This is a genomic window from Natronobacterium gregoryi SP2, assembly GCF_000230715.2.
Taxonomy (GTDB): domain Archaea; phylum Halobacteriota; class Halobacteria; order Halobacteriales; family Natrialbaceae; genus Natronobacterium; species Natronobacterium gregoryi.
Genome location: NC_019792.1, coordinates 2,336,118 through 2,362,388, shown reverse-complemented (window position 1 = coordinate 2,362,388; position 26,271 = coordinate 2,336,118). Strand labels below are relative to the sequence as shown.

The window sequence follows — 26,271 nt, the reverse complement described above, 5'->3', positions numbered from 1 at the left end:
AGTCGTTCGAAACGATCTTCGACGGTTGTATCCACTGTTAGTGGACGACCACACGTGCCACACACGTTTCGGATCGGATTCACGGGCAACGTCATGCTCGGCCGGCTGGTCGACGACCGACACCGGGGCCGACCACCCAGCGCAGTCTGGCGGTCCGTCCTCGAGCGCCCCCAGGGCCTCGACGCACTCGTCGTCAATCTCGAGTGCTGTCTCTCGTCGCGCGGGCAGCAGTGGCGACGAACAAACCGTCCGTTCCACTTCCGGGCCGACTCCGACTGGGCGGTCCCGGCACTCGAGGAAGCCGGTGTCGACGTCTGTGCGCTGGCGAACAACCACGTGGTCGACTACGAGGAAGTCGCCTTGCGGGAGACGCTCGAACATCTCGACGAGGCAGAGATCGAACGAGCGGGTGCCGGCGAGACGATCGCCGAGGCGCTCGAGCCCGCAGTCTGCTTGTGGGCGATCTCGAGGTCGCCGTGATCTCGCTACCGGATAACACACGAGAGTACGCGGCGGGCGAGGAGTCGTCCGGCACCGCCTGGATCGAGATAGACGAGACGAACCGACAGACTCGAGCGTGCAGCGGCCTGCGATCCTGATCTGCTCGTCGCCTCGCTACACTGGGGACCGAACATGGTGGTAGAGCCACCCGACGCCGCCGAGTGGTCTCGCGAGCAGATGCGAACGCTCTCTCACCCGTCTGGGACCGAGTTCGACCGCGATGGAGAGACGCTCGTGGTCGAACTCGAGCGGCCGTGACGTTTGCGTGGGCTGACACGCTCGCTCGCCACTTGACAACCCTTAAGATAGCAACCCGGCTACACCGGACTAGCATGAAAGTGGTCGTTTCTATCGGCGGGAGCGTGCTCGTGCCCGAGCCGGGTGCGGATCGGGTGGCCGAACACGCTGCCGTCATCGAGGGCCTCGTCGAGGGTGGTTGTCGGGTCGGCACCGTCGTCGGTGGGGGCGGCGTCGCGCGTGAATACATCGGAGCAGCCCGAGAGCTGGGTGCAAACGAGATCGAACTCGATCAGTTGGGGATCGACGTCACGCGGCTCAACGCCCGCCTGCTCATCGCAGCACTGGGCGGGGACGCCGTCACTGCTCCCGCAAAAGACTACGACGAGGCCGGCGAGGCGCTTCGCCGGGGCGACGTTTCGGTCATGGGCGGCGTCGCACCTGCACAGACGACCGACGCCGTCGGTGCTGCCCTCGCAGAGTACATCGACGCCGACCTGCTGGTCTACGCGACGAGCGTTCCCGGCGTCTACAGTGACGATCCCAACGAAGCCGACGACGCGACCAAGTACGACGACCTTTCGGCGAGTGAATTGGTCGACGTCATCGCCGATCTCGAGATGACCGCCGGCGCGTCCGCACCCGTCGACCTGCTCGCGGCGAAGATCATCGAGCGTTCGGGGATGCGAACGATCGTCCTCGACGGTACCGACCCCGACCGGATCGCCCGTGCGGTTCGTCACGGCGATCACGAGGGAACCGACGTAATCCCGGACGGCGTCGGCGAGGAACCGACTTACTGGGCCGGAGACGAAGACGGACGCGAGTAATGACCGACGACACCATGCCAAGCGACGGAACGGAGACAGCGATTAGCCCGTACACCCTACAGCGCGACGATATCGAAAGCCAACACGCGTTCTGGGCAGATACAGTCGCTGACTGCATCGAATCTCGAGATCCCGACGAACCGATCGTCGTCAAGGGCGGTATCTCACCCTCTGGCGTCCCCCATCTCGGCAACGTCAACGAGATCATGCGTGGCTACTTCGTCGCCGAGGCACTGCGAGAACGCGGCTACGAGGTCCGGCAGGTGTTCACCGCCGACGACCGCGACCCGCTTCGTGGGCTCCCGCGGACCCTCTGTGACCTCGAGGGGAACCTCGTCGATCTGGGCGAGGTCGACGCTGGCGCACTCGGGCGGAACCTGGGTGCTCCATACACCGACATTCCGGACCCGTTCGGCTGCTGTGACTCCTACGGCGACCACTTCTCGAAAATCATCGTCGACAGCGCCGACGCCGTCGACGTCCCGATCGACCTGATCTCGAACACCGAACTCTACGAGAACGGCGAGCTAGAGGACGTGACCCGGTTCGTCCTCGAGCACCGTGACCGCGCCCGCGAGGTCCTCTCCGAGTACCAGGACAAGGTCGACGAGGACTACGTCCCGTTCAACCCGCTTTGCAAAGAGTGTGGGAAGATCACCGAGACGGTGACGAGCGTCGACCTCGAGGGCGACGAGCCGACGGTCGACTACGAGTGTACCGACATGGACGCAGGCGATCAGACGATCGACGGCTGTGGCCACGAGGGGACCGCCACCCTCCGCGAGGGCAAGATGCCCTGGCGGTTCGAGTGGCCAGCCCAGTGGAGAGAACTCGGCGTCGACTTCGAGCCGTTCGGCAAAGACCACGCCGAGGGCTCCTGGCCCAGCGGCGAGGATGTCTCACGAAACGTCTTCGAGACCGAACCACCCGTGCCGATGGTCTACGAGTGGTTCACCCTCGATGGCGAGCCGTTCTCCTCGTCTGCGGGTAACGTCATCCTCGTCTCGGACGTCCTCGAGTTGCTCGAACCCGAAGTGCTGCGGTACTTCTTCGCGAAAGATCCCTCGAGAGCGCGGGACTTCAGCATCGAACGTCTCGATCAGTTGGTCGACGAGTTCGATCGACTCGAGCGGATCTACTTCGACGAGATCGAAGCCGACGAGGACGAGGAGGCCTTCGCCGAACGGGTTTATCCGCTGCTCGTGGACGAACCCCGTAAAGAGCGGATTCGTCTCCCATACACTTTCGCTGCCGTGCTCGGCATGACCGACGATCCCGACCTCCGTGAAGAGATCGCTCGCCGCGAAGGACACATCCCCGAGGATGCACCCGAGTGGGCCGTCGAAGGCGCACTCGCCCGCGTCGGACGCGCACGCAACTGGGCCCGCCGAACGGCAAACGAGTTCGACTACGAACTCAAACGGACCGAGATCCCTGCCCACGACTTCGACGAGGCAACCGAGACGGCACTCGAGGAGTTGGCAGACTTCGTCGCGGCCGACGAAGACGTCGACTCCGAGGAGCTTCAGGGCGAAATCTACGAAACGGCAAAGCGCCACGATGTCGACGTCAGCGAGTTCTTTGCGGCCGGCTATCGCCTGTTTTTCGACGAGGATCAGGGGCCGAAGCTCGGTCCGTTCCTCGCGAAGGTCGACCGGGAGTTCGTCGTCGCTCGACTGCGACGCGAACGGTAAGCAACAAAAGCCATTTGAGAACGCCACCCCTGTGGTAGAACAATGGATTACGGTTTCGTTGCTGCCGTCTCACTGCCCGAACTCTTCGGTTCGGAGCTGTTGACGTGGGCCGTCGTTGGCCTGGCAATCTACTGGGCGGGGATCATCGCACTCAGGAAAGCCGACCTCCTCCCCGAGTTCGTCGGTGCGCAGGGGCCGATACTGACGTTCCATACGACGCGAGGCAGAGAGTTTCTGGACTGGCTTTCCGGCCCGAAGCGGTTCTGGCGGGCCTGGGCGAACGTCGGTATCGGCATCTCGCTGGTCGTGATGGTCACGATGTTCGGATTCCTCCTGCTGGCGGCCGTCAGCGCGCTCTCTGCGCCACAGCCGACGGAAGTTCAGCAGCCACAGAACGTCCTCGTCATTCCAGGGGTCAACGACTTCTTGCCGCTGTCGGCCACGCCAGGGCTCGTCTTCGGACTCCTCGTCGGACTGGTCGTCCACGAGGGCGGGCACGGCCTGCTCTGTCGCGTCGAAGACATCGACATCGAGTCGATGGGAATCGCGATGCTCGCGATCATCCCCTTCGGTGCGTTCGTCGAACCCGACCAGAAAAGCAGCAAGGAAGCCTCGAGAGGCGGCCAGACTCGGATGTTCGCTGCCGGCGTCACGAACAACTTCGCGATCACGCTCGTGGCTTTCGCCTTGCTTTTCGGTCCGATTGCGGGATCGATCGCCGTCGCTCCCGGCGCTGCCGTCGGCGGCGTCGAACCGGGAACGCCCGCAGACGATGCGGGTATCGAACCCAGCGACCGCATCACCGCGGTCGAGGGAGTCTCGATCGACGACAACGAAGAACTCGCCGATCAGATCGAAGCGACCGACACCGACCGAATCACTGTCGAGTTGAACGGCGAACGGCCGGTCGACGTCGACCGATCGTTACTCGTCAGTGCAGCCGTCGACACCGACGCGATCGACCTCGAGCGCGGCGACGTAATCGCCGCGGTCGACGGCCAGGAGGTCGCGACCGAGGGCGAATTGATCGAGGCCGTCGGCGAGGACGACGTTGCGACGCTCGCAGTCGACGCGGGTGACGGCGAACTCGAGCGCGAGGTACCGATCGGTGCACTCGTCGAGGTCGCCGACGGTGGACCGCTGGACGACGCCGGCGCGCCGACCGGCCAACTCATCATCACGGCGTTCGACGGGGAGCGAGTTCACTCGGAAGCCGAACTGAACGATCGGCTCGCGACGACCGATCCCGGTGACGAGGCTTCGATAGCGGGCTATCTCGAGGGTGACCGCGTCGAGTACGACGTGACGCTCGGTGATCGGAGTCAGGTGACCGGTGGTGGCACTGTCGGCTTCCACGCTGCCCAGGGCGTCTCGGGTTTCTCGGCGGAGCCACTCGGCGTCCAGTTGTATCCGGCCGAGGAGTATCTGGCGGTGCTCGGTGGTGACGGTGAGAGTAGCTTCGGTGCGTTCGCCGACAGCTTCCTCGGCAAGATCGGTATCGCCATACTGTTGCCGATTATCGGAGTCTTCGGCACGCTTCCGTTCAACTTCGCGGGCTTTACGAGCGGTATCGAGAACTTCTACCAGGTCCAGGGGTCGTTCGCCGCTGTCGGCGATTCGACGGTGTTCGTCCTCGCTAATCTGTTGTTCTGGACCGGCTGGATCAACGTCCAGCTTGGCTTTTTCAACTGTATTCCGGCGTTCCCGCTGGATGGCGGTCACATCCTCCGGACCAGCACGGAGGCAGTCGTTTCGCGGCTTCCGATCGAGGGTACCCGCCGGATGGTCCGGCTGGTGACGACCTCTGTTGGACTCACTATGTTGTTCAGTTTCCTCGCAATGCTGTTTGCACCCCCACTGCTCGCTGGCTAAGCACTCGTCCCGGCCTGGATTCGTCTGCAACTCCACCCGGCCGACAGCCGGCAGCGCCGACCGGCGTAGCGCTTTCAGCTCTCCCTACTCGGCAGGACGAACGTGTAATCGCTCGGTACCGGGACGGCGACGACGGAGGCGGCCGGCTAACTAAGAGACGAGAGAGACGTATCTAGGCGAGCGAATGTCCGCTGCCAATCCAACGACGGTCGGCGTCCTGACGGAGGCGTTTCTCTACGAGTGGCAGGTCCGCGCGATAGAGCGATTGCGCGAGCAGCCAGGGGTCGAACTCTCGCTGGTCGTCCAAAACGCCGCCAATACCGACGACGAGGACGAGTCGTGGAACTCGAAAGACCGGCTCACGCTCGCGGACGTCCGCGAGTTCGTCGGCGTCTCCCGGAAGGAACGCGCCTGGACGTTCGTCCTCGCGGAGCGAACCCTCGGCAGACTGCTCGGCGACGAACAGCCACTGTGGCACCGCCATTCGGTCGAGAACGTCGACGCGCTCGCCGACATCGACCGGATCGAGTGTACGCCCGTGACCGCCGACGGCTGGAACGAACTTCCCGACGACGCCGTCGACGAACTCGCCGAGCGGTGTGACATCGTCGTTCGCTTCGGCTTCGGCCTCGTTCGTGGTGACGTCCTAACTGCCCCGGAACACGGCGTCGTCAGTTTCCATCCTGCGGACATCCGCGAGTATCGCGGACTTGGGCCGCCGGCGATCTTCCACGACGGGCAGGCTCGAGCCGGCTCGACGCTCCAGCGGCTAGACGAGTCGATCGACGGCGGCGAAATCGTCGCCTACGAGGAGGTGTCACTCGAGGACTGTTACACGCTCTGGGACGTGTTCGACCGCCTCGCGACGGTTCAGATCCGACTCCTGGCCGAGGGAGTCGGCAGATTCGAGGAGCCGACGTTCGAACCCGAGTCAGTCCCGGACCACCGCCTCGGTGACTTCTACTACCGCAAACAACGACGGTCACTGCCGTTCGCGACGCGGGTCCTCGCGAAGAACGTCGCGGGACGGGTTCGGAAGCGACTCGAGCGACACGAAACGGCGGGCGAGCGACCCAGTCCGGATAGTCGGCCGGAGACGGAGCCGCGAATCGACGCGAGGGAGTGACGGCGACTGCTCGGCGAGAATCGCTTGCCGTCGGATGTGGTGTGTCTTTCGGTTGCACGTCGGGTCAGCGGACCGAATCACTCCTCGCGGTCGATCCCGTGACGGGCGTAGAACTCCGCTGGCGTGTCGTCGATCCGTTCGAACTCGGTATCGAAGTAGTGTTCGTGGTGGCGAACGACCTGTTCGACGACCCACCTGCTGAACTCCTCGTCGAACAGCCACTCGTTTTCACGTTCCGGAATCTCGAAACGGTCGTCGGTGGAGAACGCCGCGTACACGTGAAAGAAGCCGAGGATGACGTCGGCAAAGTCGCGTCCTTTCTCCGCGCTCTCTTCCCGTCTCTCCTCGAGTTCCGTGCGTCCGTCATCGGTGAGTTCGAAGTACTTCCGGTCGGGTTCGTCCTCGCGTTCGATTCGTTCAGCCCACTCTTTCTCTTCGAACTTATAGAGGATCGGATAGACCGATCCGTAGGATGGTTCCCAGTGACCGCCGCTGATGTCTTTGATTTCCTTGAGAATCTCGTACCCGTACCGCGGCCGCTCCTCGAGTAACTCGAGCACGAGATAGGCGATGAGTCCTTTCGGCGGCCCACTTTTCCGCATGTGATCCGTGATTGAAACGGGCGTACATAAAGGGTTTCGGTCACCAGCAACCTGTCTTCCGGCTCCCTCCGAATACTGGCTGTTGAAAACGAAGCAGTTCCTTCTTGTCGGTCGCCTCCTAATCACCGACTATGGAACGACGGACACCACCGCGTACGAAAGAAGGATGGTACGTTCTGCACGACTTCCGGACGGTCGACTGGGACGCCTGGCGGGACGCTCCCGACCACGTCCGCGAACGCGCACTCGAAGACGGAGCGGCGTTTCTCGCCGACTGCGAGTCCGTTGCCGACGCCGAGGACGGCGACTCCGCAACCTTCGCCATGCTCGGTCACGAAGCGGACCTGCTTTTCATGCACATTCGGCCGACGATGGCCGACGTCGAGCGGCTCGGCCGCCAGTTCGATGGGACGGCGTTCGCCGAGTTCACCGAACGCACCGACTCCTACGTCTCGGTCGCCGAAGTATCGGACTACGTGACCGAGGCCTACTTCGAGGAAGACGAGGAAGTCGAGAGTACGGGCCTCTCGCGGTATCTCGAGCAGAAGCTCTACCCGAAGATTCCCGACGCCGAGTACGTCAACTTCTACCCGATGGAGAAGCGACGCGATCCGGAGTTCAACTGGTACGACCTGCCGTTCGAGAAACGCTCGGAGCACATGGGCTCTCACGGCGACATCGGCCGCAGCTACGGTGGGAAAGTCAGCCAGATCACCGCCGGGAGTATCGGCTTCGACGACTACGAGTGGAGCGTCTCGCTGTTTGCGGACGATCCAGCACACATCAAACACCTTCTCGCCGAGATGCGGTTCGATCCCTCAACCTCGAAGTACGCCGAGTTCGGCCGGTTCTACGTCGGTCGACGGTTCGAACCACACGATCTAGACGCCTACATGGCCGGCGAGGCAGTCCCTGTCGAAGCGGACGACGCAGATGCAGATGCAGATGCAGACGCCGACGCCGGCGAGAGCAGTCACCCCCACGGCGAGGGCCGTCCAGACAGTTCGGACGACGACGCTGGTGGACCACCCAGTAGTACCCACGCCGAGGACGTCCGCGACGAACTCGAGGAGCAGGGCGTCTACGCAGGTCAGCCACACGGCGAGGACGTCCACGCTGTCGTGCTCTACTCGGACGCCGACCCCGACGAGCTATTCGAGGAGGTCGACGGTCTCAGGACGAACTTCGACCACTACGACACCCACGTGAAGACGGCAGTGTACGAATCCGAAATCAGCGACGAGGACGCCGAGACCGCAGTCGTCAGTCTCTGGGAGACCGAGAGTGCCGCGGACACAGCTGCTGGGTTCCTCGCCGACCTCCCCGATGTCGTCCGTCAGGCCGGCGACGAAGGGGCGCCTGCTGGCGCCGATGGCGAGCGGGGCGACAGCCCCGCGAGCGACGACTCTTGGGGAACGATGGGGATGTTCTATACCGTCGAACCAGACCACCGAGCGGACTTCGTCGATACCTTTGGCGACGTCACCGGCATCCTCGCGGACATGGACGGCCACCGCAAGACCGACCTGTTGGTCAATCGGGAAGACGAAAACGACATGTTCATCGCCAGCCGCTGGGACTCCCGCGAGGACGCTATGGCGTTCTTCCGTAGCGACGCCTTCTCCGAGACGGTCGACTACGGTCGTGACATCCTCGCCGACCGACCGCGACACGTCTTCCTGGCCTGAAGACGCTCACTTTCCTCGAGGCCTCGCTCTCTCCGGCCCGATCAGAACCGCTTTGTGGCCGCGCCGCCGCGAACAGAACCGCCCCGAGACGGTTTGCTGCCGGACGGTTTTCTGTCGTCACTTATCACCGATCGTCAGAACTGGGTCGGCGATCGGCGGTACTAGTGGCGGGCAAAGCCTGAACTGATGGGTCGAATCTGGCGGTGTGGCTCGATTCGACCCGTCAGTCGACGGTTGGGACGGTACTAGTGCTTTGGCAAGCCTGAACGGATGAGTGAAACCGAATGCAGTCGTCTGGTTTCACCCATCAGCCGACGCTTGGTGGAGTACTAGTACTATCCCAAGTGTGGACCGACTGGTTGAGAGTTGGCCCAAACCGATCACGACTTTCGATCAGGAGTAGAGCGTACTAGTCAGAGTAGACTTGGGGCACTACTAGTTCAGCACCTGCTTAGCTGGTGTTCGGCCATTGAGCGCTTGATTTGGTCGGTCGTGGTTATAGTGGTGTCTGAAGCGTCTTGCGCTGGCTGGATTGCCCCGCCAGGAAGACTGAAAGCGGTAGATCCGCATTGAGACAGTCTAATAGTATTTAACTAGGCTATCCTCCCCACAACCCTCAGTAATAGTACGCTCTTCGGAAGCAGATTGTTGGTCGAACAGAGCTGGCGCTGTGAAAGCGTAGCGGGCAAGGGTGATGCGTCAGCATCACCCGACTATGTTCCCAGTTGAAGTGTTTCGCTCAGAGGCGAGCGCCGCGAACCTGCTGTAATGAATGACGGAAGTTATGGGCATGGACTGAGATGGGCGAGTATTGGGAGGCGACCGGCGAGGCGATCTCGGTCGTCATCTGAGTGAGGAGGAATTGGATCGTCTGCTGGACGAAGAAGACGATCCAAAGATCATCAAGCGGTTCTCCTTTGTCAAACGCCTCTACAAGGGCGCAACGTACGAGGAAACAGCCGATGACGTTGGCAAATCTGCGTCGACTGGAAGTCGCTGGGAACGTCGGTGGAACGATGGCGGACTTGGGCAGTTGACACCGAACTTCGGGGGCGGCAGACCCCTGAAGCTCGGTGACGAGGAACAAGAGCGTCTGTTAAGACTTCTCCGGGAGGGACAGCCCTGGAAAGCACAGGAGAAAGGTCTTCTCTGAGTAGCCACTCTTCGGACAGTCGCCTCGAGAACCGATCTAATTTACTCTCAACTGGTTCTCGTCTATCGCGCGTCTCTTCTGATAGATACTCAATTTTGACAGGGTCACCGTCGTTTTGGTCGAAACAAGTCAGTCATCGAGTGGCTCGCGGTGTATAGAAGCGGACCTGAGTGCCGATTGTGGGATGAAGTTAGCAAACGTTGCAATGGGTCTTGTTCGTACCTGATACTACCTGATATTATTTATAATTGTGATGAATATCCCTATAAATATCATAGCTGCACCAACATATATCACTATTGGTGTCCATGGTTGCTGGTTAAATCCAAAAACTGGAAGTATATATCTTGGAGTCACCATTAGCACAACACCTAATATTAAAAACACTCCTTCTGGGTAATTAAAATTGATTTTTGACATACTCAATTATATTCTAATCTATACTTTTCAGGATTCTATTTATGTTCTTCGCTCTTCGGAAGCAGATTGTTGGTCGAACAGAGCTGGCGCTGTGAAAGCGTAGCGGGCAAGGGTGATGCGTCAGCACCACCCGACTATGTTCCCAGTTGAAGTGTTTCGCTCAGAGGCGAGCGCCGCGAACCTGCTGGAGCAGGTTCGCTGGCGCGAGGGCCTCCAGTGCCCGCGCTGCCAGTCTGAATCGGTGATCAAGTACGGCAGCTATCGAGAGTATCAGCGGTATCGCTGTAAAAATTGTGGACGCACGTTCAACGACAAGACCGGCACGATCTTCGCGCACGCGAAGATCGGCCTTGACAAGCTGTTGTTCGCGTTCTACTCGTTGCTCCGATTCAACACGAGTATCCGCCAGTTAGACGCTGAAATCGACGTCTCCTACCGATCGCTTCACCGGCGCGTCGAGCGTTTCGCCAGAACGCTCGACGCGCCTCAGCTCGATCTCGTTGGCCCCGTCGAGATCGATGAGTTCTACGTTTCTGCCGGAAAGAAAGGCCGCGAGCGCGACCAGGAGTCGCGCTCGCGTGGTCTCTCGAAACGTGGCAGAGGAAACTACGACGAAGACAAGCCACCTGTGTTTGTCCTCGTTGATCGCGGTAGCGATCAGCGATACGTCATCCCGTCGAAATCCGCCGACGAATCGGCTGTGCGACTCCTCCTCGATTCCCACGAGGAGGAGTCGCTGACAGTCTATACCGACGGCTTTCGTGCCTACGACCCGTTAGAGACGGACGAAACGTACCAGCGAGAAGCGGTTATTCACGGCGAGGGAGAGTACGTTGATGGAGATGTACACGTGAATACGTGCGAGAGCCACGCGTCGCTGGCGCGACGGTGGCTCTCGCCGCATCGAGGTATCTCGAAGGACAAACTCACCACGTATCTCAGACTCTTCGAATTTCGTCGGAAAATCCTACGCAAACCCGGTCGAAAAGCCCTGAAAGACATCGTTCGAACTGTTCTCTGACTCACCAACAATGTCCTTCACAAGAGCGAACTCGGGAAGTGGACTTCACCGTCTACATCTATATCCGTTTCAATACCAGTCATTGACAGTTAGACGTTGAAGTACCGTCCCTTCCAAGAAAGTCTATCGGCGCATCCAATGTTTCCTGTGGTCACTGGACACGGGACACGCCTCGGTCACAACTCGAAAGTGCCGGCCGAGATCAACGAACTGTACATGAAATCTGGGAAAAGGCCGCAAGCGCGACGGTCGGTCGCGCTCGCGTGGTCTGACGCGCGAGCGAGAAACAGATGTCAGGACAAGACACTCGCAGTTATTCTGGCTGATCGCGGCACCGGCGAGCACTACGTACTGCCAGCGAAAGCACCGACGAATCGACAATTCGACTCCGACTTGCCGTCTCTCCAAGTGTTCCAGTTCTGCTGCCACATCTATCGAAAACCAGACAAATAAACACTGAAAATAACTCTCGAAATTGCATGATTCACTAACAATCTACGCAACAAGAGCGAACATAGAATTCACCTATTTCATTGCTCACGTACCAGCCCGAGCACCTGGACCGACGGCAGCGACCAGCCGTACGTGACCGCCGCAAGTCGCGTTCCGACCGTCACCGCTGCACACGCGGCCGGCGCGAAAGCCTCCGCGCCGCCACCGACCGCCGTCAGCAGCCAGTAGCTAGTCCCGCCGAGTACCGCACAGCTCGCGTAGAAGTCGTCGAACAGGATGAACGGCGACCGATCGAGCAGGATGTCCGCCACTGCGCCACCGCCGGCCGCGTTGATCGTCGCGATCGCGACGACGCCAAAACTCGAGAGGCCGGCCTCGGTCGCGACGATCGCACCGGTCGTCGCGAACGCGGCGAGTCCGACGGCGTCCGAAATCTGCGTGATCGGGTGTTCGTCCGGCGACTCGAGGACGGCGGTTATCCCGATAGCCAGCGCGACGCCGATCATTCCGAGTGCGATCTCGTCCAGCGCCCGGAGCGCCAGCGGGACGCGGTTGACCAGCAGGTCCCGCGTCATCCCGCCGGCAAACGCCGTCGCGAGTCCGACGACGGTTACCCCGAACAGGTCGAACCGCTCGCGGATCGCCTTGGCTGCACCGACCAGCGCGAACGCGACCAGGCCGATCGTGTTCATGACGGCGAACGGGTCGTCGAACAGCGTCTCGAGCACCTCGAAAATCACTACTGTCGGCCACGGGAGTCGATGTAATGAACGCGACGTTTCCCTGCGGGCAGTTCACGTCATCCGAGGAGGGATCTCACCACGGCCTCGAGGACGGCGAGGACGAGGAGGGTGCCGATGAAGAAGGGTGCGAATCCGAGGCCGAACAGGGCGAGCGGGTCCGTTTCGCCGCCGACGCGGAGGAATAGAAAGAACAGGAGCGTGCTGATGGCTGTAAAGCCGATCATCGGGACGACGTAACCGAACCGGGCAAACAGGAAGAACGGAATTGCTGCATAGATTGCTATCGTTCCACCGGCGAAGACGAGAAGCCACGCAAACTGCATCGGTTCGGCTACCGGGTCCAGCACGAAGTGATAAAACGCCAGCCGTACGCCAGCCCACAGCCCGACGGTAGCAAGACCGTATCCTGCCGCCCCGACGACAGCCACCGCGACGGCTGACCCGTCCCACCGCGAGGCGGTGTACGCGAAAAGAACGACGACGAGAACGCTGAGACTGCCTGCGATGAGCCAGGTCAGCGGATCGCTTCCGACGACCGGTTCGGGGATGCCGGGCATACACTATCGGAGTAATATATCGGTAAAAAGTGTTCTGGAGCTATAAGTTTCGGCTCGGTGTGGCCCTCGAGTGCAGCGCTGCTCGCTCAGTCGGGACCGATCAGGATGCGCCGTCGCCCTCGTCGAACTGGTCTTCGGGCACGATTCCGACTACCTCCTCGATCTCGAGGGCCTCGAGCAACGCGGCCGGGGTCCCGTCGACGAGGACGAGACTGCGCTCGGGTGCAGCGTCGACGACGGTCACGTCGTCTGTCTCCTCGATCTGGGATTCGACCGCTTCGATCGCCGCTTCGACGAGTTCGAGTTGGCTCTCCTCCAGTTGTTCCTGGGCCTCGGGTTCGTCGATCTCCGCCTCTTCGACCCGTTCGACGATCTCTTCTTGCAACTCGGCGAACTCGTCTCTGTCGACGCCAACCGAGAGGGCGACGGTGTACTCGTCGCCTGCGCCCGTCTCGTCGTTCGCAGCGGCTTGGCCGGTCAGTGCGAGTGCGACACCGGTGCCGGCGAGTTGCAGCACTCGACGGCGGGGTAGGGTCGTCATTCAGGATTTCGACCCCGACGAACAGTATGGTTCTTTGCTTTCTGCTGCAAGTAATTCCCGCCAACCTACTCCTCGGCGATCCGGCTCCCGCCCGGCGGCATGAAGTGTTGGATGCGATCTGGGCTCGCGATTTTGCGGACGAACGTCTCGTCTTCGAACTGCTCGCGGAACTCCCGGTACAGCCGTTTCGCCGCGTCGGCCTGGGCGTACCGGCCGGGATCGAGTTCGATCGTGGTCTCGGCTTGTCCCTCGATGGCCGACGGCGGGCCGCCGATTACGCGGGTGTAGGGTTCACACTGGATGCCGACGGCGACACCGACGGGCGTGTCGTCGTAGTAGGTGCGGTCGCCACGGATCGCGAACCCGCCTTTCTCGAGGTACTCGCCGCTCTCGGGGGTTTTGGTGACCTGGTCGGAGTCGACGGCGTAGACGTCGCCCGCGTAACGGCCGTCCTTCCAGACGGAGGAGTAGGAGACGGCGAACTGGGCTGCTTCCTCGATGCTCGTCTGCGGGAGGTCGATGTCGTGCGAGGAGGCCTCGCTGGGGTCGGTCGCCTTGAGTACGGTGACGGGGCCGCCGTGAGCCTGTGTGTGGAAGACCTTGTCGCCTGGCTCGAGGTATTTTTTCACTAACTCCTCGTTCTGGTCGGCGTTGCGACCGCCGATAACGAGGTAGTCGTCGCTGGTGTAGAACCAGCGAAAGCGGTCGTACCAGGGTTCGTTCTCACGGATGGGGACCGACGGCATCGAGAGCCAATCTTTGCTGTCGGCCTCGTCGATTTCGTCGTCGTCGCCGTCGTCTTCGTCGTCGACTTCCCACTGGTCGCGGCGGCGTTTGGCTTCTTCGAGGTCCTCACGAGTGTCTTCGATAGCAGCCAGCGCGCCTTCTTTTTTCCCTTCGATGTCCTTGGCTTCTTTGTAGAGTCGATCGGCGTTCTGTTCGACGCCGTCGTGAACGGCCAACTCGACGTGCTCGCCGTCGAGGGTGACCGTCACGGTGCCCTCGCTGCCGTCTACGTCGACGACCGCTTTTGCGGCCTCGATGCCGCGCTCTTTCCCTTCTTCGAACCGTTCTTCGATTTCGTCCCAGGGTCGATCCTGCTCGCGGGCCTCACGGACCGTCGAAAGCACCTCGTCGACCAGTCCGTACTCGGCGTACAGCAACTCGGCCTTTTCCCGGAGTTGCTCTGCCTGCTGCTCGAACCCCTCAATCGCTCCTTCCTGTTGCTCGATGATCCGTTCGTATTTGGCAATCTCCTCCTCGAAGTCCGGCCGCTGCTCGGTCGGATCGGAGTCGTCCTCTTCTTCGAGTTCGAGTCGGAAGAAGTAGTCGTCGAGCACCGCGAGAAACGAGTCGTACGCTTCGGCCGCAAGCCCCTCGGCTTCGTGTTCCTCGAGTGGGAAGGGAGTGACGTCGACGACGCGGTCGGCGTCGTCCTCCTCGTCTCCGCTCTCGAAGTAGAGGCGCGGGTCGAAGTTGCAGTTACGGACGTCGATCGTGAGTCGCTCGATCGCGTCGTAGAGCCGATCGTAGACGGCTTCGTCGGCGTCGGCGATGTCCATTGCCTTCTCGACGCCGGCGCGGGTACAGATCTCTTCGGCGTAGAGACCGCCGAAGTTCAACTGCGTCGCGAGGGTGCGGACGACGTCCGTGTCGGAGTCGTCCATCTCTCGATAGAAGGCCTCCCGGGAGACGGTGAGGGGATTCGTCCGGGTGTCAGGAAACTCGTAGCGCGAACCGGGGACGACGGTTCGAGATTTCAACCTGACAGTCTCGAGGCAGTCGATGACCTCGTACTCGCCGTCGGTGACGGCGACGTTGCCCTGGCCGAACAGTTCGACGATGATCCGGGTCGTTCCGTCGTCGCGCTCGAAGATGAACTCGAGAATGCGGTCGAATTCGTACTGTTCGACGTCGACGAAGTCCGCTCCCGAGAGTCGGTTGCGAAGCATCATCGCGAACTGCGGCGGTCGTCCAGGAGCGTCCGGGACGCGTTCTGGCGCGACCGTGTGGGCGCGTTTGACCTCGCCGACCTCGAGGATGAGTTCGACCCGTCCACGATCGAAGTCCCGCATCTTCAGCCGGACGAGGTCGTCGCCGTAGAGGTAGGCCTTGTCGACCTTCGCTCCCTCGTAGGTTCCAAATTCCTCGACGAGGGCAGCGAGATCGACGCTCGTGAACTCCCGCTTTGCATCCATACCCCAAACTGCCCGGTCCGGTCAAAAAGACGTGTCGCTCCGTGCCCGTTCCGCCCGATCGCCTTCAGAAAGTCTAATCCGGATCGCCCCGTTCCGATCCGATATGAACGCCGTGGCTACCGTTCACGAGCGGGGAAACGCCGTTACACGCCGGTATCGAACCGACGCGGGCCAAGAAGGGGGTCGCCGCCAGCCATGAGTGCTCCCGAACGCCAGCGGTCCTGGTCGGACGTCCGCCGCATTCCGTCTTTCTTCGACCGCCTCGAGGAAGTGGGTGGACTCCCTGTTCTGGACGTGGTAGCGGATCTCACCGAAGATGCGGGACTCGAGGTGCCAACCGGCGGAGTGATCTACCACGACCGCGGTATCCAGGTTCCTGGACACGACGCCACGTTCGTCCACGAGCCGACGGGATCGCGCGGCCGGCCTGCGTTTAGCATCGAGGTCGACACGGTTGGCCCCCGAAACGCGTGGGCGGTATTCGACAGGACGGTCTCCTGGGACGTCTACCTGCTGTGGACCGAAGGACTGGCGGCAGTCGCCTGGATGAGCGACGAGGAGTACCGCATCGACGAGTCGGAGTTTTTCGACGCGAAAGAAGCCGCGCTCGCGGGCGGCCGGTTCTCCTTTGGCGTCTTTCTCTACGGCGACGAGGAGTGGCAGGACCGAGCCCAGCGACTCGCGGCGACGACGTCGCCAGCCTATCTGCGAAGCGACGACGGGTCGGCGATGTTTCCATCGACGCAGTCGGAGTTCTACCAGTACGTCGACTCGACGCCGACCGAGTTCCGGACCAGCGGCAACGCAGACTCGTATCTCGGGCTGCTCGAACTCGAGTTGACGATCGACTGATATCGTTTCCGTGACTTGGGACACTGTAAGCGGGACCGTCTCTCGGTCGACTGTCACGTTTGCCGGCACTCGTCACTGCCGCGATTACAATGTCTCTTCGACATTGAGTTTCAATAGCATGCTAATCGGAAATTCCGTGGACATGCATGGTGGTCTGGGGGCAAAAATTAACTGTGTACGAGGTCACATTCGTACGATGACGAATAACTCACAGACACAGCAGTTCAGTGTTTCGGCGACCAGCGAAAGCGAGACGAAAACGACGGTCTCGGCACGGGATTTCGAGTTCGTCGTCGACGAACCGGCGGCGCTCGGTGGAACCGACGACGGGCCGAACCCGGTCGAGTACGTGCTCGGCTCGCTGGCGGGCTGTCTCAACGTCGTCGCCCACGTTGTCGCCGACGAGTACGACTTCGAACTACACGACATCGAGATCGACCTCGAGGGAGAGCTCGACCCCGCCAAATTCATGGGGAAACGTGACGACGTTCGCGCCGGCTACCAGGAGATCACTGCGACGATTACGGTCGACGCCGACGCCGACGAGGCAACCCTCGAGGAGTGGCTGGCGGCGGTCGAAGAACGCTGTCCAGTCAGTGACAACGTCCAGAACGAGACGCCACTGACCGTCGCGCTCGAGCACTGATACGGTTTGCTGTCGGTCAGTTCCGGTGTGACCGCGCGCTCTTGCAGTCGCGCCGGGACATCGGGACAGCAGTCCGTATGAGTCCGTCAACTTCTCTCTTTTTGAATCGAGAGACGTCGTCTGCGACACGGCCACGGACAGCCGGCCTGCGTTGCTCACTCGCTCTCGAGTCGGTCCTGCCACGTCTGCACTTTCGAGAGTAACTCGGCGGGAGTGGTTTCGGCCACGTCGATCGACTCGAGGTCGTCGATTACCGTCCGCATCTCCGCGTCGAGCGTCTCTGCGTTGCCGTCCGGCTCACCGCCGTCGGCGCTTGCTTCCCCACGGAACTGGCCACTCGAGAGGTCGAACACCGTCTGTACCGACTCGCTCGAGTTGCCACCCTTGGCCTCGATGGCTTTCTCCTCGCGCAGACGCTCGAGAACGTCTCTGGCCCGATCGACGACGGGGCCGGGAACGCCCGCGAGATCGGCGACGTGGATGCCGTAGGATCGATCGGTGGGGCCGTCGCGGATGGTTCGCAGAAAGGTGACGTCGCCGTTCCGTTCGTCCGCTGCGACGTGAACGTTTGCGACGCGGGGGAGTTCCTCGGCGAGCCCGGTCAGCTCGTGGTAGTGAGTCGCAAAGAGGGTCTTGGCCTGAACCTCGTTGTGCAAGTACTCCGTCGCGGCCCAGGCGATCGAGATGCCGTCGTAGGTCGCGGTGCCACGGCCCACCTCGTCGAGGATGACCAGTGAGTCTTCCGTCGCGGTGTGGAGGATGTTCGAGAGTTCGCTCATCTCGACCATGAACGTCGAACGGCCCTGTGCCAACTCGTCCAGTGCGCCGACGCGAGTGAAGATGCCGTCGACCAGTCCGATCCCGGCGTCTTTCGCTGGGACGAAACTCCCGATCTGGGCCAGCAGGACGATACACGCCACTTGGCGCATGTACGTCGACTTCCCGGACATGTTGGGCCCCGTCACCACGAGAAAGCCTCGATTCTCGTCCATCACGACGTCGTTCGGGACGAACTCCGTCGTCTGCTCGACGACCGGATGTCGACCCTGGTCGATCTCGAGGTGACCACCACGGTGCAGTTCCGGCTGGACCCAGCGGTTCTCGGCGGCGTGAGTCGCCAAGCTCGCCAGCGCGTCGACAGTGGCAAGCGCCCGGCCGACGTTCTGCAAGAGTTCCGCGCGGTCGGCCACCTCCTCTCGCAGTTGCTCGAAGAGTTCGTACTCGAGGTCACCACGACGTTCCTCGAGTCGCAGGATTTCGCGTTCTTTCTCCTCGAGTTCGTCGGTCGTGAACCGCTTCGAATTCTTGAGCGTCTTGATCTCCTCGTAGTGGTCTGGGACGCCGCCGGCAGCGGACTTGCCAACCTGGATGTAGTAGCCGTCGGTCTTGTTCCGGTCGACGGTGACGTGCGAGAGCCCGTGTGCGGACTTCTCGCGGTCGGCGAGGGTGTCGAGCCACTCCTTGATCTCCTCGTGGCGTTCGATCACTTCGTCGAGTTCGTCGTCGTACCCCATCTGGAAGAGCCCGCCCTGGGTGACCGTCGACGGCGGCTCCTCGGCGAGGGCGTCTTCGAGCGTCCGCTCGAGGGTGCCAGCGGCCTCGCGGTCCGGCCTGGTCACGATCTCGGCGAGTGGCGAGTCGGCCAGGTCGGGGCTGGACTCGACCGTCTCCGCAAGCGTCGGCAAGACGCCGAGCGTGTCTCGCACCGACAGCAGGTCACGGGCGTCCGCACTGCCGTGTGTCGCCTTCGAGGCCAGCCGCGCCAGGTCGTAGGCCTCGCCCAGTCGATCCTGCAGTTCGTCTCGAGCGAGCGCGGCCGACGAGAGGACGGCGACCGACTCCTGACGGTGCTCGAGGACCTCGAGCGACCGCCGCGGGCGACAGAGCCACTCCTTCAGCAGCCGTCGCCCCGCGCTCGTCTCGGTGTGGTCGATCGTCTCGAACAGCGATCCCTCGCTGTCCCCTTGCATCGTCTCGGTCAACTCGAGGTTGCGCTGAGTCGTCGCGTCCAGTGTGACGTGGTCGTCGCCGTGGTGGGCCTGGATGCGGGTCATCGAGGCGAGCACCCCTGCCCCGGTTTCGGCGACGTAGTCGAGGACGGCACCGGCCGCTGCGATCGCGGCGTCGTCGACCGAGAGCCGATCGATCGTCTCCCGGCCGAACTGGTCGCCGACGTCGTGGCTCGCACGTTTCGGCGCGAACGCCTCCGTCTCGTGGAGTGTGAGCGTGGCGTCGAGTCGCTCTCTGATCGTCCCCAGCAGATCGTCGTCGGTTCGCGCTTCCGGGCCGGGCAGCACCTCGACGGGGCCGAACCGGTAGAGCTCCGTCAGTGCCTCGTCGCCGTCGTCGGCTTCCGCGACGAGGAAGCGTCCAGTGGTTACGTCGGCGAACGCGAGGCCGTAGCCGTCGTCGCCCGTCGCCGCACCGTCGACCACCGCCGCGAGGTACTGGGCATCGGCGTCGGTCGTCTCGAGCAGAGTTCCGGGCGTCACCACGCGGACGACCTCGCGGGCGTGGCCGGAGTCGGTCTCGTACTGGTCGGCGACGGCGACCCGGTAGCCGCGCTCGACAAGCGCCTTCAGGTACGGTGTGAGGTCGTCGACCGGGACGCCGGCCATCGGGTACGACGAGCCGTGTGAGGATTTCTGGGACACCTTCAGGTCGAGTTCGGCCGCGACGGTTTCGGCGTCCTCGGCGAAAAACTCGTAGAAGTCGCCACACTGCATCGCCAGCAACTCCGCGTCCGTCTCCTCTTTCAGCGAGAAAAACTCCCCGACGATCCCCGTCACCTCTGTCATACGCGATGCCTGGCGTTCCACCGCAAAAACCCTGCGGGATCCGCGGCGAACGTGGTCGGTTCCGGTCGGGGTACTATTACGCCGGGCGTCGTATCTCGGCAGAAGACGATGGCCGCCTCTCGAGATCACCGCGTGCTCGTCCCTGTCGACGTCCTCGGCGGCGAAGGCGTCCCACAGTCGGTCGTCGACGCGTTCGCGTCGGTGCCGGTCACGCTGCTTGCCTACCGGACGATCCCGGACCAGCTCGGCACCGACCAGGCGCGCGACCAGTACGGCGACCGAGTTCGCTCCGAACTCGAGGCGCTTCGAGCAGTCTTCGAGGACGCCGGCTGCGAGGACGTTTCAACGCGGCTCGTGTTCACCCACGATCGGCTGCAGACGTTCGAACGCGTCGCACTCGCCGAGGACTGTGACGCCGTGTTACTGCTCAACCCCGCCGCGAAACTCGAGTCCGTGCTCGTCGCCGTCCGCAGTGACGTCAACCTCGAGTACATCGCCGGATTCCTCGGAACGCTGGTGGCAGTCACCGACCTCGAGGTGACGTTCTTCCGGGTGGTCGCGGACGAAAGCGACCGAGAGGGTGCGACGGACCTCCTCGAAACGGCCGCAGCGAAACTCACAGCCACGGGCGTCGACCGCGACCGGATCGCCGTCTCGGTCGTCGTCGACGGCTCGCCGACCCGGGAAATCCTCAGGGCCGCCGACGACCACGACCTGTTGGTCGTCGGCGAGAGTCGACCGTCGATCCGTCGGTTTATCTTCCGGGACCGAGCGAAGACGCTGGCGAGAGGGACGGTCGATCCGGTCGTCGTGATCCGTGGAGAGTACCTCGAGCACGGCACGGACGACGCGGCCGACGCCGTCGAGATCGACGGCGATTCCGGCCCACACGACACACGCAACGCCGAACGGAGCGATGGTTCGACAACCGAGGAAACGAGTGACGACGAACCTCGATGACTCGAGTCTGGCTGTCGGCTCCGAATCACCAGAGTTACCGTGTGTGGTTCGTCGGACAGTTTGATGCTATTATGTAGGTCGTATAAAATGAAACAGTCATGTTCGGTCTCCTCTCGAGTCTCGTCGCGTCCGCACTGGTCGTGCTGGGCGTGATTTTCGTCCACGAGTGCGGACACTACGCGGCCGGCCGGTGGGTCGTCGGCGTCCCCGCGTCGGACATCAGAATCGTGATGGGGGACGTGCCACAGCACGTCGCGCTCCGTGATGGGGACGAATGGATCAGCCCAGAGCAGTTCGACCGCTACGAGAAGCGGTATCGGGAGTACGACCCCGACTACCGGCACCTCGAGTTGTACGTCGGTGCCGGTGAACTCGTCCAGACCGTCGGCGTCGTCAGCGTCGCGGCGGTGCTTCTCCGGGCCGGGTTCGACGGCGTAGCCGCGTCAGTAATCGTGATATCGCTCCTGATGACCGGCTTCTACCTCGTCTTCGACGTGGTCACCACCGTATACAGCGGCCATCCAGCAGGGGACTACTCGGCGCTCTGGGCGGCATCGCCGCCGGCCGCGGTAGCAGTACTGGTTGGGTTCTTGCTCCCCCACGTCGGGCTCTATCTCTGGATTTGATCCGAGTCGCCTCGCTCGAGAGGCTGGATCAGTCGTCGCTCTCGAGATGTCTCACCACTAGTACCGGGCCGACCGACTCGGCGGCGACGCGTTCGGCTTCGTCACCGAAGACCAGCGTCCGCAGCGACGGCGCTCGCTCGCCCATGACGATGGCGTCGTGGTCGGCAGCCGCGTCGACGAGCGCCTCGAGCGGCGGCTCGTCGACCGCGAGGTCGGTCCGGACGTGGAGTCTCTCGTCGAACAGTTTCACGGCAGTCGCCTCGAGCAGTTGCTCACCGGAACGTTCGTCGTCGGTCGCCAGAAACAGCGTGACGCCGATGTCGCGGTCGCCGACCAGGTCGGTCACGAACGAGACGATGCGTTCGACGGCGACGTCGCCGGTCAGCGCCACGAGCAGGCGATCGATAGGTCCCGTCGCGCCCGGGATGGCATAGACGTCCGAGCGCGTCTCCGTCGCGACGCGGTCGAACGTCTGTTCCTCGTCGTGGGTGAACACCAGCCGGTAGTCCGCGGTGCCGTCCGCCGCACCGAACTCCGTCGCGAGGTCCTCGAGCGCGGCGGTCGCGCGGTCCTCGTACTGCAGTCGTGCCTGGTCGGGCGGCGTCTGCTCGGGCAGGACGTGATAGCCCAGCACGGTCACGTCCATCGGCTCGAGCAGGTCGGCGAGCCCGGCCGACACCGTTTCTCCCTCGAGTATCGCCAGTGGAACGAGTATACGTGTCATAGTTTGCCTTTGAGGTCGACGTCGCGAGCGTAGTAGAAATACCAGACGGTAGTCAGGATCATGATCCCGACGCCGATGAGCTGCGAGGTCCAGTGCATGAACAGGATCAGCGCGAAACTACAGACCGCACCCAGTGCCGGGACGACGGGGTAGCCCGGCACCCGGAAGTCGGGATCGTACCACTCGGGTTCGTCGCGACGCAGGGCGATCAGCGCGACGCAGATCAGCCCGTACATGATGAGATGGAGGAAGGAGGCGACCTCCGCGAGCAGTTCGACCTTCCCGGTCGCGGTCAACACGAGGATCGGGCCGCCGGCCATCCCGAGTGCGACGTGTGGCGTGCCGTACCGAAGGTTGATCCGGCTCGCCTCCTGTGGTAGGAGGGCGTCCCTCGAGACCGCATAGATCGAGCGGGACGTGCTCAACACGGAGGCGTTGGCGCTGGACATCGTCGCCAGCAGGCCGCCGAAGACGATCGCGACGGCTCCGACGGGGCCGAGATAGTGGCGACCGACCTCGACCATCGCTGTCTCGCGGAGGTCGCCGAGGGCTTCGCTCCCGAGCCCGCTCGTCGCGACGAAGATCGTTACCACATAGAGGACGCCGACGACGAGTACCGAGCCAACCATCGCCAGCGGCAGGTTCCGGCCGGGGTCTTTCATCTCGCCGGCGACGGTCGCGACCTGTGCGAAGCCGAGATACGAGGTGAACACGAGCGCGGCAGTCGTGAATATGGGGAAGATCCCAGCGGGCGCGAACTGCTCGGGAACGCTCGGTTCGCCCACGACCCCGGCCGCGTCGAGCCCGCCGTAGGTGAGGAAGACGACCAGGATCGAGACCAACAGCGCGACGATCCCGTTCTGGAGTTTCGCCGCGTTCTCGGTTCCGGTCACGTTGAGGACGGTGAACCCGGCACCGAACAGCAGGGCGATCGGGATGACCAATTCCTCGCCGACCGCGATCCCGAGTTCCGCAAGTGTGTCGACGGCGTAGTAGCCAAAGCCGACGAGGTAAAACGCCGTCGCGAACACCAGCCCGAACCACAGCGAGAGGCCGACGACGGTCCCCGCGAGGGTTCCCAGCCCACGCGAGATGAAGTAGTAGCCGCCGCCACTCTTGGGCATCGCTGTCGCGAGTTCCGAGGCCGGCAACGCGACCAGCAGGGCGACGACGGCACCGATGGCGAACGAAACCGACGCCGCAGGTCCGGCCTGCTCCGCCGCCAGCCCCGGAAAGACGAAGATACCCGCGCCGATCATCGTCCCGATACCGATGGCGAGTCCGCCCGTCAGTCCGAGCGTCCGCTCGAGTTCGGCGTCGTCAGTGTATGTTGCTTCGTCGGTTTCGACCGTCGGCTCGATCCGGGGGGCTTCTCCCTCGACGTTCGTGCCGTCGGTCGACGTCTCACCCATAGTGGGCGTGATTCGAGCCGGACGTATAGCTCTACTGTTAGAACCACGCAACCGCCGATCAGAACAGGAGCCCGCCCAGCGGGACCTCCTCGTCCGGCTTTACGAGCACCGGATACTCCTCCTCGCCGGGCACACAGACGGTCAGCGCCTCGGATTTGAATCCGGCGACCTGCACCGTCCCGAGGGTCGTCGCACAGAGGACCTGTCGCCCCTCGAGTTCGTCGGGCTCGTAGTGGTGATCGAGCTGTGCGGCCGACTGGATCTCGCCGCCTTCCTCGCCCAGATCGATCCAGAGTTTGGCCATCTTCGGCTTCCGTGCCTCGGGGAACGCCTCGGCCTCGAGCACTTCACCGACGCGGATCTCGACGTCGAAGGGGTTCTCGACTATACGAACCCCGGGACGCGAATCCTCAAAGGACCGTCGGCCTCGAGTCGTCCGGATATCGTCCGTTTGCTCCGCCACGTGACCGCTCGTGCCAGTCCGCCGATCCAATCAAAACGTTTGCGTTTGGGTCCGGCGAGGCATCCGATATGCATCGCCGCCCGTTCCTCCAGGCCGTGACGAGCCTCTCCGCCGCCACGCTCGCGTCGACTGCCGGCTGTCTCTCCGCGTTCGGCGACGAACGAGGATCGATCGAGGACCGCGACCGTAGCGGCTACGACGACGGCACCGTCGCCTGGCCCGAAGACGGGTTCGACGCCGCGAACACGGGGTACAACCCCGACGCCGAGTTGCTCGAGGCCGACCTCGAGTCCACGCAGGTGACGACCGACGGCTCCGGGATCAATACGTCCCTCGGCGCTGGGGTCACTGTCGTCGAGGATCGGCTCTACTTCGGCACTGTCGCTGGCGACATCGTCTGTTACGGCGACGGCGGCGAGCGACGCTGGTCCTACGAGGCAGATCCGCAAGCTGGCGTCCACTCGATTCCGACGGTGACCAGCGAGGTCGTCTACGTCACCTCCGACAACGGTAGCTACGCGCTCGACGCCGACGACGGCGAGGAACTCTGGACGAACGACGCCTGGATCCGCTGGGGGTCGTCCGTACACGCGGGCGACCGGATTTACGCGTTCGAGTCGGGTTCCGCGTTCTCGTCAGGCCCCGACGCCGTCGCCATCGATCCCGACACCGGTTCGATCGACTGGCGGGCCGGAACGCCGGTAGCCGAAGGTCTCGCGGTCGCCGACGGCGTCGTCTACGCGACCGGCAGCAGGGAAGCAGGCGGTGTCGCCGCGTTCGCCGACGGCGAACGGCTCTGGAGCCGGACCGGGCTGGACCAGTTCTTCTCGCCGCCGGCCGTCTCGGACGACGTCGTCCTCGCCTGTACTCGAGATGGACGGCTCTACGCCCTCGAGCGCGACGGCGGCGAGACGGTCTGGGAGTTCGACAGAGGTGCGGGCTCGAGCATCACGCCTGCCGTCGCCCACGGCAGGGTCTACCTGCCCGCGGGCTCGCAGGCGTACGGGATCGACCTCGAGTCGGGCGACCGGCTGTGGTCGATCTCGACCGGCACCACCACGGACCGACCGACGGCCGTCGCCGACGGCGTCTACTTCGGGACGCCCAACGAGGGACTCTTCGCGGTCGAACCCGACGGCACCGTCCGCTGGCGCGAGGAAGATCTGCGACTCAGGGGACCGATCGCTGCCGTCGGCGATCGACTCGCCGTCGTCCCCTCCGCCGGCCCGTTCGGGGACGGGAACCTCTACCTGGTCGAGAACTGACTATCGATCCACCGCGTGGTTGACCGCACCCGGCCCCTGCCCGACATCGTAATGGCGTTCGATCGCCCGTGAGAGGAAGTCAGTCGCACCCTCGACGGCGGCCTCGAGGGCTTCGCCTCGAGCCAGTCGTGCCGTGATGGCGGCCGCGAGCGTACAGCCAGAGCCGTGGGTGGCGTCGGTGTCGACCCGCTCGTGTTCGAACGTCGTCGTTCCCTCGGGCGTCACGAGGTGATCCCGGACGGTCTCGCCGGGGACGTGGCCGCCCTTGACGAGTGCGGCGTCGGCACCGAACTCGAGGATGGCCTCGCCGGCCTCGTGTGCGCTCGCGTCGTCCTCGACGGCGATTCCGGTCAGGACCTCGGCCTCGTCGGCGTTGGGCGTGACGACAGTCGCCTCGGCGAGCAGATCCGCGTAGGCGCGTTCGGCGTCCTCGTCGAGCAGTCGGTCGCCGGAGGAGGCGACCATCACGGGGTCGACGACCAGTGGAAACGGCTCGTCCCGGACGCGGTCGGTCACGAGCTCGACGACTTCGGTCGTCGCGAGCATCCCCGTCTTCGCCGCGCCGACGTCGAAGTCGTCGACGACGGCGTCGATCTGGGCGGCGATCTCGGAGCGTGGGAGTACGAACGAGGATTCGACGCCGCGAGTGTGTTGGGCCGTGACGGCCGTGATCGCAGCCGTCCCGTAGACGCCGTGGGTGGTCATCGTCGCGAGGTCGGCCTGGATTCCGGCTCCACCGCCGGAGTCGCTGCCAGCGATCGACAGGGCGACAGGGGGCGCATCGGGTGTTGGCGTTCGCATACCAGCACGTATTCACTGGTTATACTAATGGCTGATGATAGTGGCGCTCGCCCGACGGCACCCACGATCGAGGTCGCGACAACTCCCG

General features: G+C 63.2%; 21 protein-coding genes and 5 pseudogenes. 14 read left to right on the top strand and 12 right to left on the bottom strand.

The annotated features are described in order from the left end of the window. Positions 1–54 precede the first annotated feature (54 nt). The 5 genes and pseudogenes from NATGR_RS18915 (at position 55) to NATGR_RS11785 (ending at position 6,260) form a co-directional block, all read left to right on the top strand. Positions 55–759, top strand: a pseudogene (locus tag NATGR_RS18915) (CapA family protein). A gap of 74 nt (positions 760–833) precedes the next feature. After that, positions 834–1,568, top strand: coding sequence for a UMP kinase (gene pyrH / locus NATGR_RS11800; protein ID WP_005579545.1), 735 nt, complete (start codon positions 834–836; stop codon positions 1,566–1,568). Beyond that, complete coding sequence (gene lysS, locus NATGR_RS11795; protein WP_005579544.1) at positions 1,568–3,262, top strand: lysine--tRNA ligase; 1,695 nt, start codon at positions 1,568–1,570, stop codon at positions 3,260–3,262. Before pyrH ends, lysS begins: the two co-directional genes overlap by 1 nt. A gap of 42 nt (positions 3,263–3,304) precedes the next feature. Next, positions 3,305–5,134: a site-2 protease family protein gene (locus NATGR_RS11790; protein ID WP_005579543.1), complete on the top strand. Its 1,830-nt coding sequence runs from the start codon at positions 3,305–3,307 to the stop codon at positions 5,132–5,134. Positions 5,135–5,318: 184 nt separating this feature from the next. Next, complete coding sequence (locus NATGR_RS11785; protein WP_005579542.1) at positions 5,319–6,260, top strand: formyltransferase family protein; 942 nt, start codon at positions 5,319–5,321, stop codon at positions 6,258–6,260. Positions 6,261–6,337: 77 nt separating this feature from the next. Here the strand turns inward: NATGR_RS11785 and NATGR_RS11780 are convergent, their stop codons facing one another. Further along, the gene (locus NATGR_RS11780) at positions 6,338–6,862 is read right to left on the bottom strand and encodes a PadR family transcriptional regulator (RefSeq protein WP_005579541.1); all 525 of its coding nucleotides are present in this window, start codon (positions 6,860–6,862) and stop codon (positions 6,338–6,340) included. Positions 6,863–6,993: 131 nt separating this feature from the next. Here NATGR_RS11780 and NATGR_RS11775 point away from each other — a divergent pair, with 131 nt between their 5' ends. Beyond that, a complete protein-coding gene (locus NATGR_RS11775) occupies positions 6,994–8,550 on the top strand; it encodes a heme-binding protein (RefSeq protein WP_005579540.1) in 1,557 nt (518 codons plus the stop codon). A gap of 435 nt (positions 8,551–8,985) precedes the next feature. Here NATGR_RS11775 and NATGR_RS19455 read toward each other — a convergent pair. Continuing rightward, positions 8,986–9,129: pseudogene (locus tag NATGR_RS19455) on the bottom strand (IS6 family transposase); the annotation flags it as partial. 232 nt (positions 9,130–9,361) lie between these two features. On the opposite strand from NATGR_RS19455, the pseudogene NATGR_RS11770 reads away from it, so the two are divergent. Then, positions 9,362–9,688: pseudogene (locus NATGR_RS11770) on the top strand (helix-turn-helix domain-containing protein); the annotation flags it as partial. Positions 9,689–9,931: 243 nt separating this feature from the next. Here the strand turns inward: NATGR_RS11770 and NATGR_RS19450 are convergent. Beyond that, the gene (locus NATGR_RS19450) at positions 9,932–10,123 is read right to left on the bottom strand and encodes a hypothetical protein (RefSeq protein WP_139222412.1); all 192 of its coding nucleotides are present in this window, start codon (positions 10,121–10,123) and stop codon (positions 9,932–9,934) included. Positions 10,124–10,259: 136 nt separating this feature from the next. Between NATGR_RS19450 and NATGR_RS11765 the strand changes: the two genes are divergently transcribed. Both NATGR_RS11765 and NATGR_RS20260 read left to right on the top strand, forming a co-directional pair. Continuing rightward, positions 10,260–11,144, top strand: coding sequence for an IS1595-like element ISNagr10 family transposase (locus NATGR_RS11765; RefSeq protein ID WP_015233176.1), 885 nt, complete (start codon positions 10,260–10,262; stop codon positions 11,142–11,144). Between the two features lie 50 nt (positions 11,145–11,194). Beyond that, positions 11,195–11,542, top strand: a pseudogene (locus tag NATGR_RS20260) (IS1595 family transposase); the annotation flags it as partial. A 132-nt stretch (positions 11,543–11,674) separates the two neighbouring features. Here the strand turns inward: NATGR_RS20260 and NATGR_RS11755 are convergent. The 4 genes from NATGR_RS11755 to rqcH form a co-directional block, all read right to left on the bottom strand. Next, complete coding sequence (locus tag NATGR_RS11755; RefSeq protein WP_049887865.1) at positions 11,675–12,289, bottom strand: trimeric intracellular cation channel family protein; 615 nt, start codon at positions 12,287–12,289, stop codon at positions 11,675–11,677. Between the two features lie 107 nt (positions 12,290–12,396). Next, positions 12,397–12,897, bottom strand: a complete 501-nt coding sequence (locus tag NATGR_RS11750; protein ID WP_005579532.1) for a hypothetical protein — start codon at positions 12,895–12,897, stop codon at positions 12,397–12,399. 100 nt (positions 12,898–12,997) lie between these two features. Further along, positions 12,998–13,438 (bottom strand): hypothetical protein, encoded by a 441-nt coding sequence (locus tag NATGR_RS11745; protein WP_015233616.1) that lies wholly within the window; start codon positions 13,436–13,438, stop codon positions 12,998–13,000. A 65-nt stretch (positions 13,439–13,503) separates the two neighbouring features. Next, positions 13,504–15,636 carry a ribosome rescue protein RqcH gene (gene rqcH / locus NATGR_RS11740; RefSeq protein WP_005579530.1) on the bottom strand — a complete coding sequence of 711 codons (2,133 nt, stop codon included), beginning with the start codon at positions 15,634–15,636 and terminating at the stop codon, positions 13,504–13,506. A gap of 195 nt (positions 15,637–15,831) precedes the next feature. Between rqcH and NATGR_RS11735 the strand changes: the two genes are divergently transcribed. Together NATGR_RS11735 and NATGR_RS11730 are read left to right on the top strand one after the other, a co-directional pair. Further along, positions 15,832–16,488 carry a hypothetical protein gene (locus tag NATGR_RS11735; RefSeq protein WP_005579529.1) on the top strand — a complete coding sequence of 219 codons (657 nt, stop codon included), beginning with the start codon at positions 15,832–15,834 and terminating at the stop codon, positions 16,486–16,488. A 196-nt stretch (positions 16,489–16,684) separates the two neighbouring features. Beyond that, positions 16,685–17,134 (top strand): OsmC family protein, encoded by a 450-nt coding sequence (locus NATGR_RS11730; RefSeq protein WP_005579528.1) that lies wholly within the window; start codon positions 16,685–16,687, stop codon positions 17,132–17,134. Between the two features lie 155 nt (positions 17,135–17,289). Here NATGR_RS11730 and mutS read toward each other — a convergent pair whose 3' ends face one another. Next, on the bottom strand, positions 17,290–19,932 hold the full coding sequence (gene mutS / locus NATGR_RS11725; RefSeq protein WP_005579527.1) for a DNA mismatch repair protein MutS: 2,643 nt from the start codon (positions 19,930–19,932) through the stop codon (positions 17,290–17,292). Positions 19,933–20,040: 108 nt separating this feature from the next. Between mutS and NATGR_RS11720 the strand changes: the two genes are divergently transcribed. Then, entirely contained in the window at positions 20,041–20,892 is an 852-nt protein-coding gene (locus tag NATGR_RS11720; RefSeq protein WP_005579526.1) for a universal stress protein, read from the top strand. A 98-nt stretch (positions 20,893–20,990) separates the two neighbouring features. After that, positions 20,991–21,518: a hypothetical protein gene (locus NATGR_RS11715; RefSeq protein ID WP_005579525.1), complete on the top strand. Its 528-nt coding sequence runs from the start codon at positions 20,991–20,993 to the stop codon at positions 21,516–21,518. 28 nt (positions 21,519–21,546) lie between these two features. Here the strand turns inward: NATGR_RS11715 and NATGR_RS11710 are convergent, their stop codons facing one another. From NATGR_RS11710 to NATGR_RS11700, 3 genes are read right to left on the bottom strand one after another with little or no spacing between them, the layout of a single operon-like run. Then, complete coding sequence (locus NATGR_RS11710; RefSeq protein WP_005579523.1) at positions 21,547–22,242, bottom strand: universal stress protein; 696 nt, start codon at positions 22,240–22,242, stop codon at positions 21,547–21,549. Then, positions 22,239–23,654 carry an APC family permease gene (locus NATGR_RS11705; protein ID WP_005579521.1) on the bottom strand — a complete coding sequence of 472 codons (1,416 nt, stop codon included), beginning with the start codon at positions 23,652–23,654 and terminating at the stop codon, positions 22,239–22,241. Before NATGR_RS11705 ends, NATGR_RS11710 begins: the two co-directional genes overlap by 4 nt. A gap of 58 nt (positions 23,655–23,712) precedes the next feature. Next, positions 23,713–24,042: a tRNA-binding protein gene (locus NATGR_RS11700; protein WP_049887864.1), complete on the bottom strand. Its 330-nt coding sequence runs from the start codon at positions 24,040–24,042 to the stop codon at positions 23,713–23,715. Between the two features lie 143 nt (positions 24,043–24,185). On the opposite strand from NATGR_RS11700, the gene NATGR_RS11695 reads away from it, so the two are divergent. Next, positions 24,186–25,382: an outer membrane protein assembly factor BamB family protein gene (locus NATGR_RS11695; RefSeq protein WP_005579517.1), complete on the top strand. Its 1,197-nt coding sequence runs from the start codon at positions 24,186–24,188 to the stop codon at positions 25,380–25,382. A gap of 6 nt (positions 25,383–25,388) precedes the next feature. Here NATGR_RS11695 and thiD read toward each other — a convergent pair. Next, a pseudogene (gene thiD / locus NATGR_RS11690) lies at positions 25,389–26,183 on the bottom strand (bifunctional hydroxymethylpyrimidine kinase/phosphomethylpyrimidine kinase); the annotation flags it as partial. Positions 26,184–26,271: the final 88 nt, after the last annotated feature.

What these genes read in the sequence shown, in the direction of transcription:
- NATGR_RS11715 (WP_005579525.1), top strand. Translation starts at nt 20,991, where the DNA reads ATGTTCGGTCTCCTCTCGAGTCTCGTCGCGTCCGCACTGGTCGTGCTG.
- NATGR_RS11720 (WP_005579526.1), top strand. Translation starts at nt 20,041, where the DNA reads ATGGCCGCCTCTCGAGATCACCGCGTGCTCGTCCCTGTCGACGTCCTC.
- NATGR_RS11730 (WP_005579528.1), top strand. Translation starts at nt 16,685, where the DNA reads ATGACGAATAACTCACAGACACAGCAGTTCAGTGTTTCGGCGACCAGC.
- NATGR_RS11775 (WP_005579540.1), top strand. Translation starts at nt 6,994, where the DNA reads ATGGAACGACGGACACCACCGCGTACGAAAGAAGGATGGTACGTTCTG.
- NATGR_RS11755 (WP_049887865.1), bottom strand. Translation starts at nt 12,289, where the DNA reads ATGAACACGATCGGCCTGGTCGCGTTCGCGCTGGTCGGTGCAGCCAAG.
- mutS (WP_005579527.1), bottom strand. Translation starts at nt 19,932, where the DNA reads ATGACAGAGGTGACGGGGATCGTCGGGGAGTTTTTCTCGCTGAAAGAG.
- rqcH (WP_005579530.1), bottom strand. Translation starts at nt 15,636, where the DNA reads ATGGATGCAAAGCGGGAGTTCACGAGCGTCGATCTCGCTGCCCTCGTC.
- NATGR_RS19450 (WP_139222412.1), bottom strand. Translation starts at nt 10,123, where the DNA reads ATGTCAAAAATCAATTTTAATTACCCAGAAGGAGTGTTTTTAATATTA.
- NATGR_RS11765 (WP_015233176.1), top strand. Translation starts at nt 10,260, where the DNA reads ATGTTCCCAGTTGAAGTGTTTCGCTCAGAGGCGAGCGCCGCGAACCTG.
- NATGR_RS11695 (WP_005579517.1), top strand. Translation starts at nt 24,186, where the DNA reads ATGCATCGCCGCCCGTTCCTCCAGGCCGTGACGAGCCTCTCCGCCGCC.
- lysS (WP_005579544.1), top strand. Translation starts at nt 1,568, where the DNA reads ATGACCGACGACACCATGCCAAGCGACGGAACGGAGACAGCGATTAGC.
- NATGR_RS11745 (WP_015233616.1), bottom strand. Translation starts at nt 13,438, where the DNA reads ATGACGACCCTACCCCGCCGTCGAGTGCTGCAACTCGCCGGCACCGGT.
- pyrH (WP_005579545.1), top strand. Translation starts at nt 834, where the DNA reads ATGAAAGTGGTCGTTTCTATCGGCGGGAGCGTGCTCGTGCCCGAGCCG.
- NATGR_RS11710 (WP_005579523.1), bottom strand. Translation starts at nt 22,242, where the DNA reads ATGACACGTATACTCGTTCCACTGGCGATACTCGAGGGAGAAACGGTG.
- NATGR_RS11750 (WP_005579532.1), bottom strand. Translation starts at nt 12,897, where the DNA reads ATGCCCGGCATCCCCGAACCGGTCGTCGGAAGCGATCCGCTGACCTGG.
- NATGR_RS11790 (WP_005579543.1), top strand. Translation starts at nt 3,305, where the DNA reads ATGGATTACGGTTTCGTTGCTGCCGTCTCACTGCCCGAACTCTTCGGT.
- NATGR_RS11705 (WP_005579521.1), bottom strand. Translation starts at nt 23,654, where the DNA reads ATGGGTGAGACGTCGACCGACGGCACGAACGTCGAGGGAGAAGCCCCC.
- NATGR_RS11735 (WP_005579529.1), top strand. Translation starts at nt 15,832, where the DNA reads ATGAGTGCTCCCGAACGCCAGCGGTCCTGGTCGGACGTCCGCCGCATT.
- NATGR_RS11780 (WP_005579541.1), bottom strand. Translation starts at nt 6,862, where the DNA reads ATGCGGAAAAGTGGGCCGCCGAAAGGACTCATCGCCTATCTCGTGCTC.
- NATGR_RS11785 (WP_005579542.1), top strand. Translation starts at nt 5,319, where the DNA reads ATGTCCGCTGCCAATCCAACGACGGTCGGCGTCCTGACGGAGGCGTTT.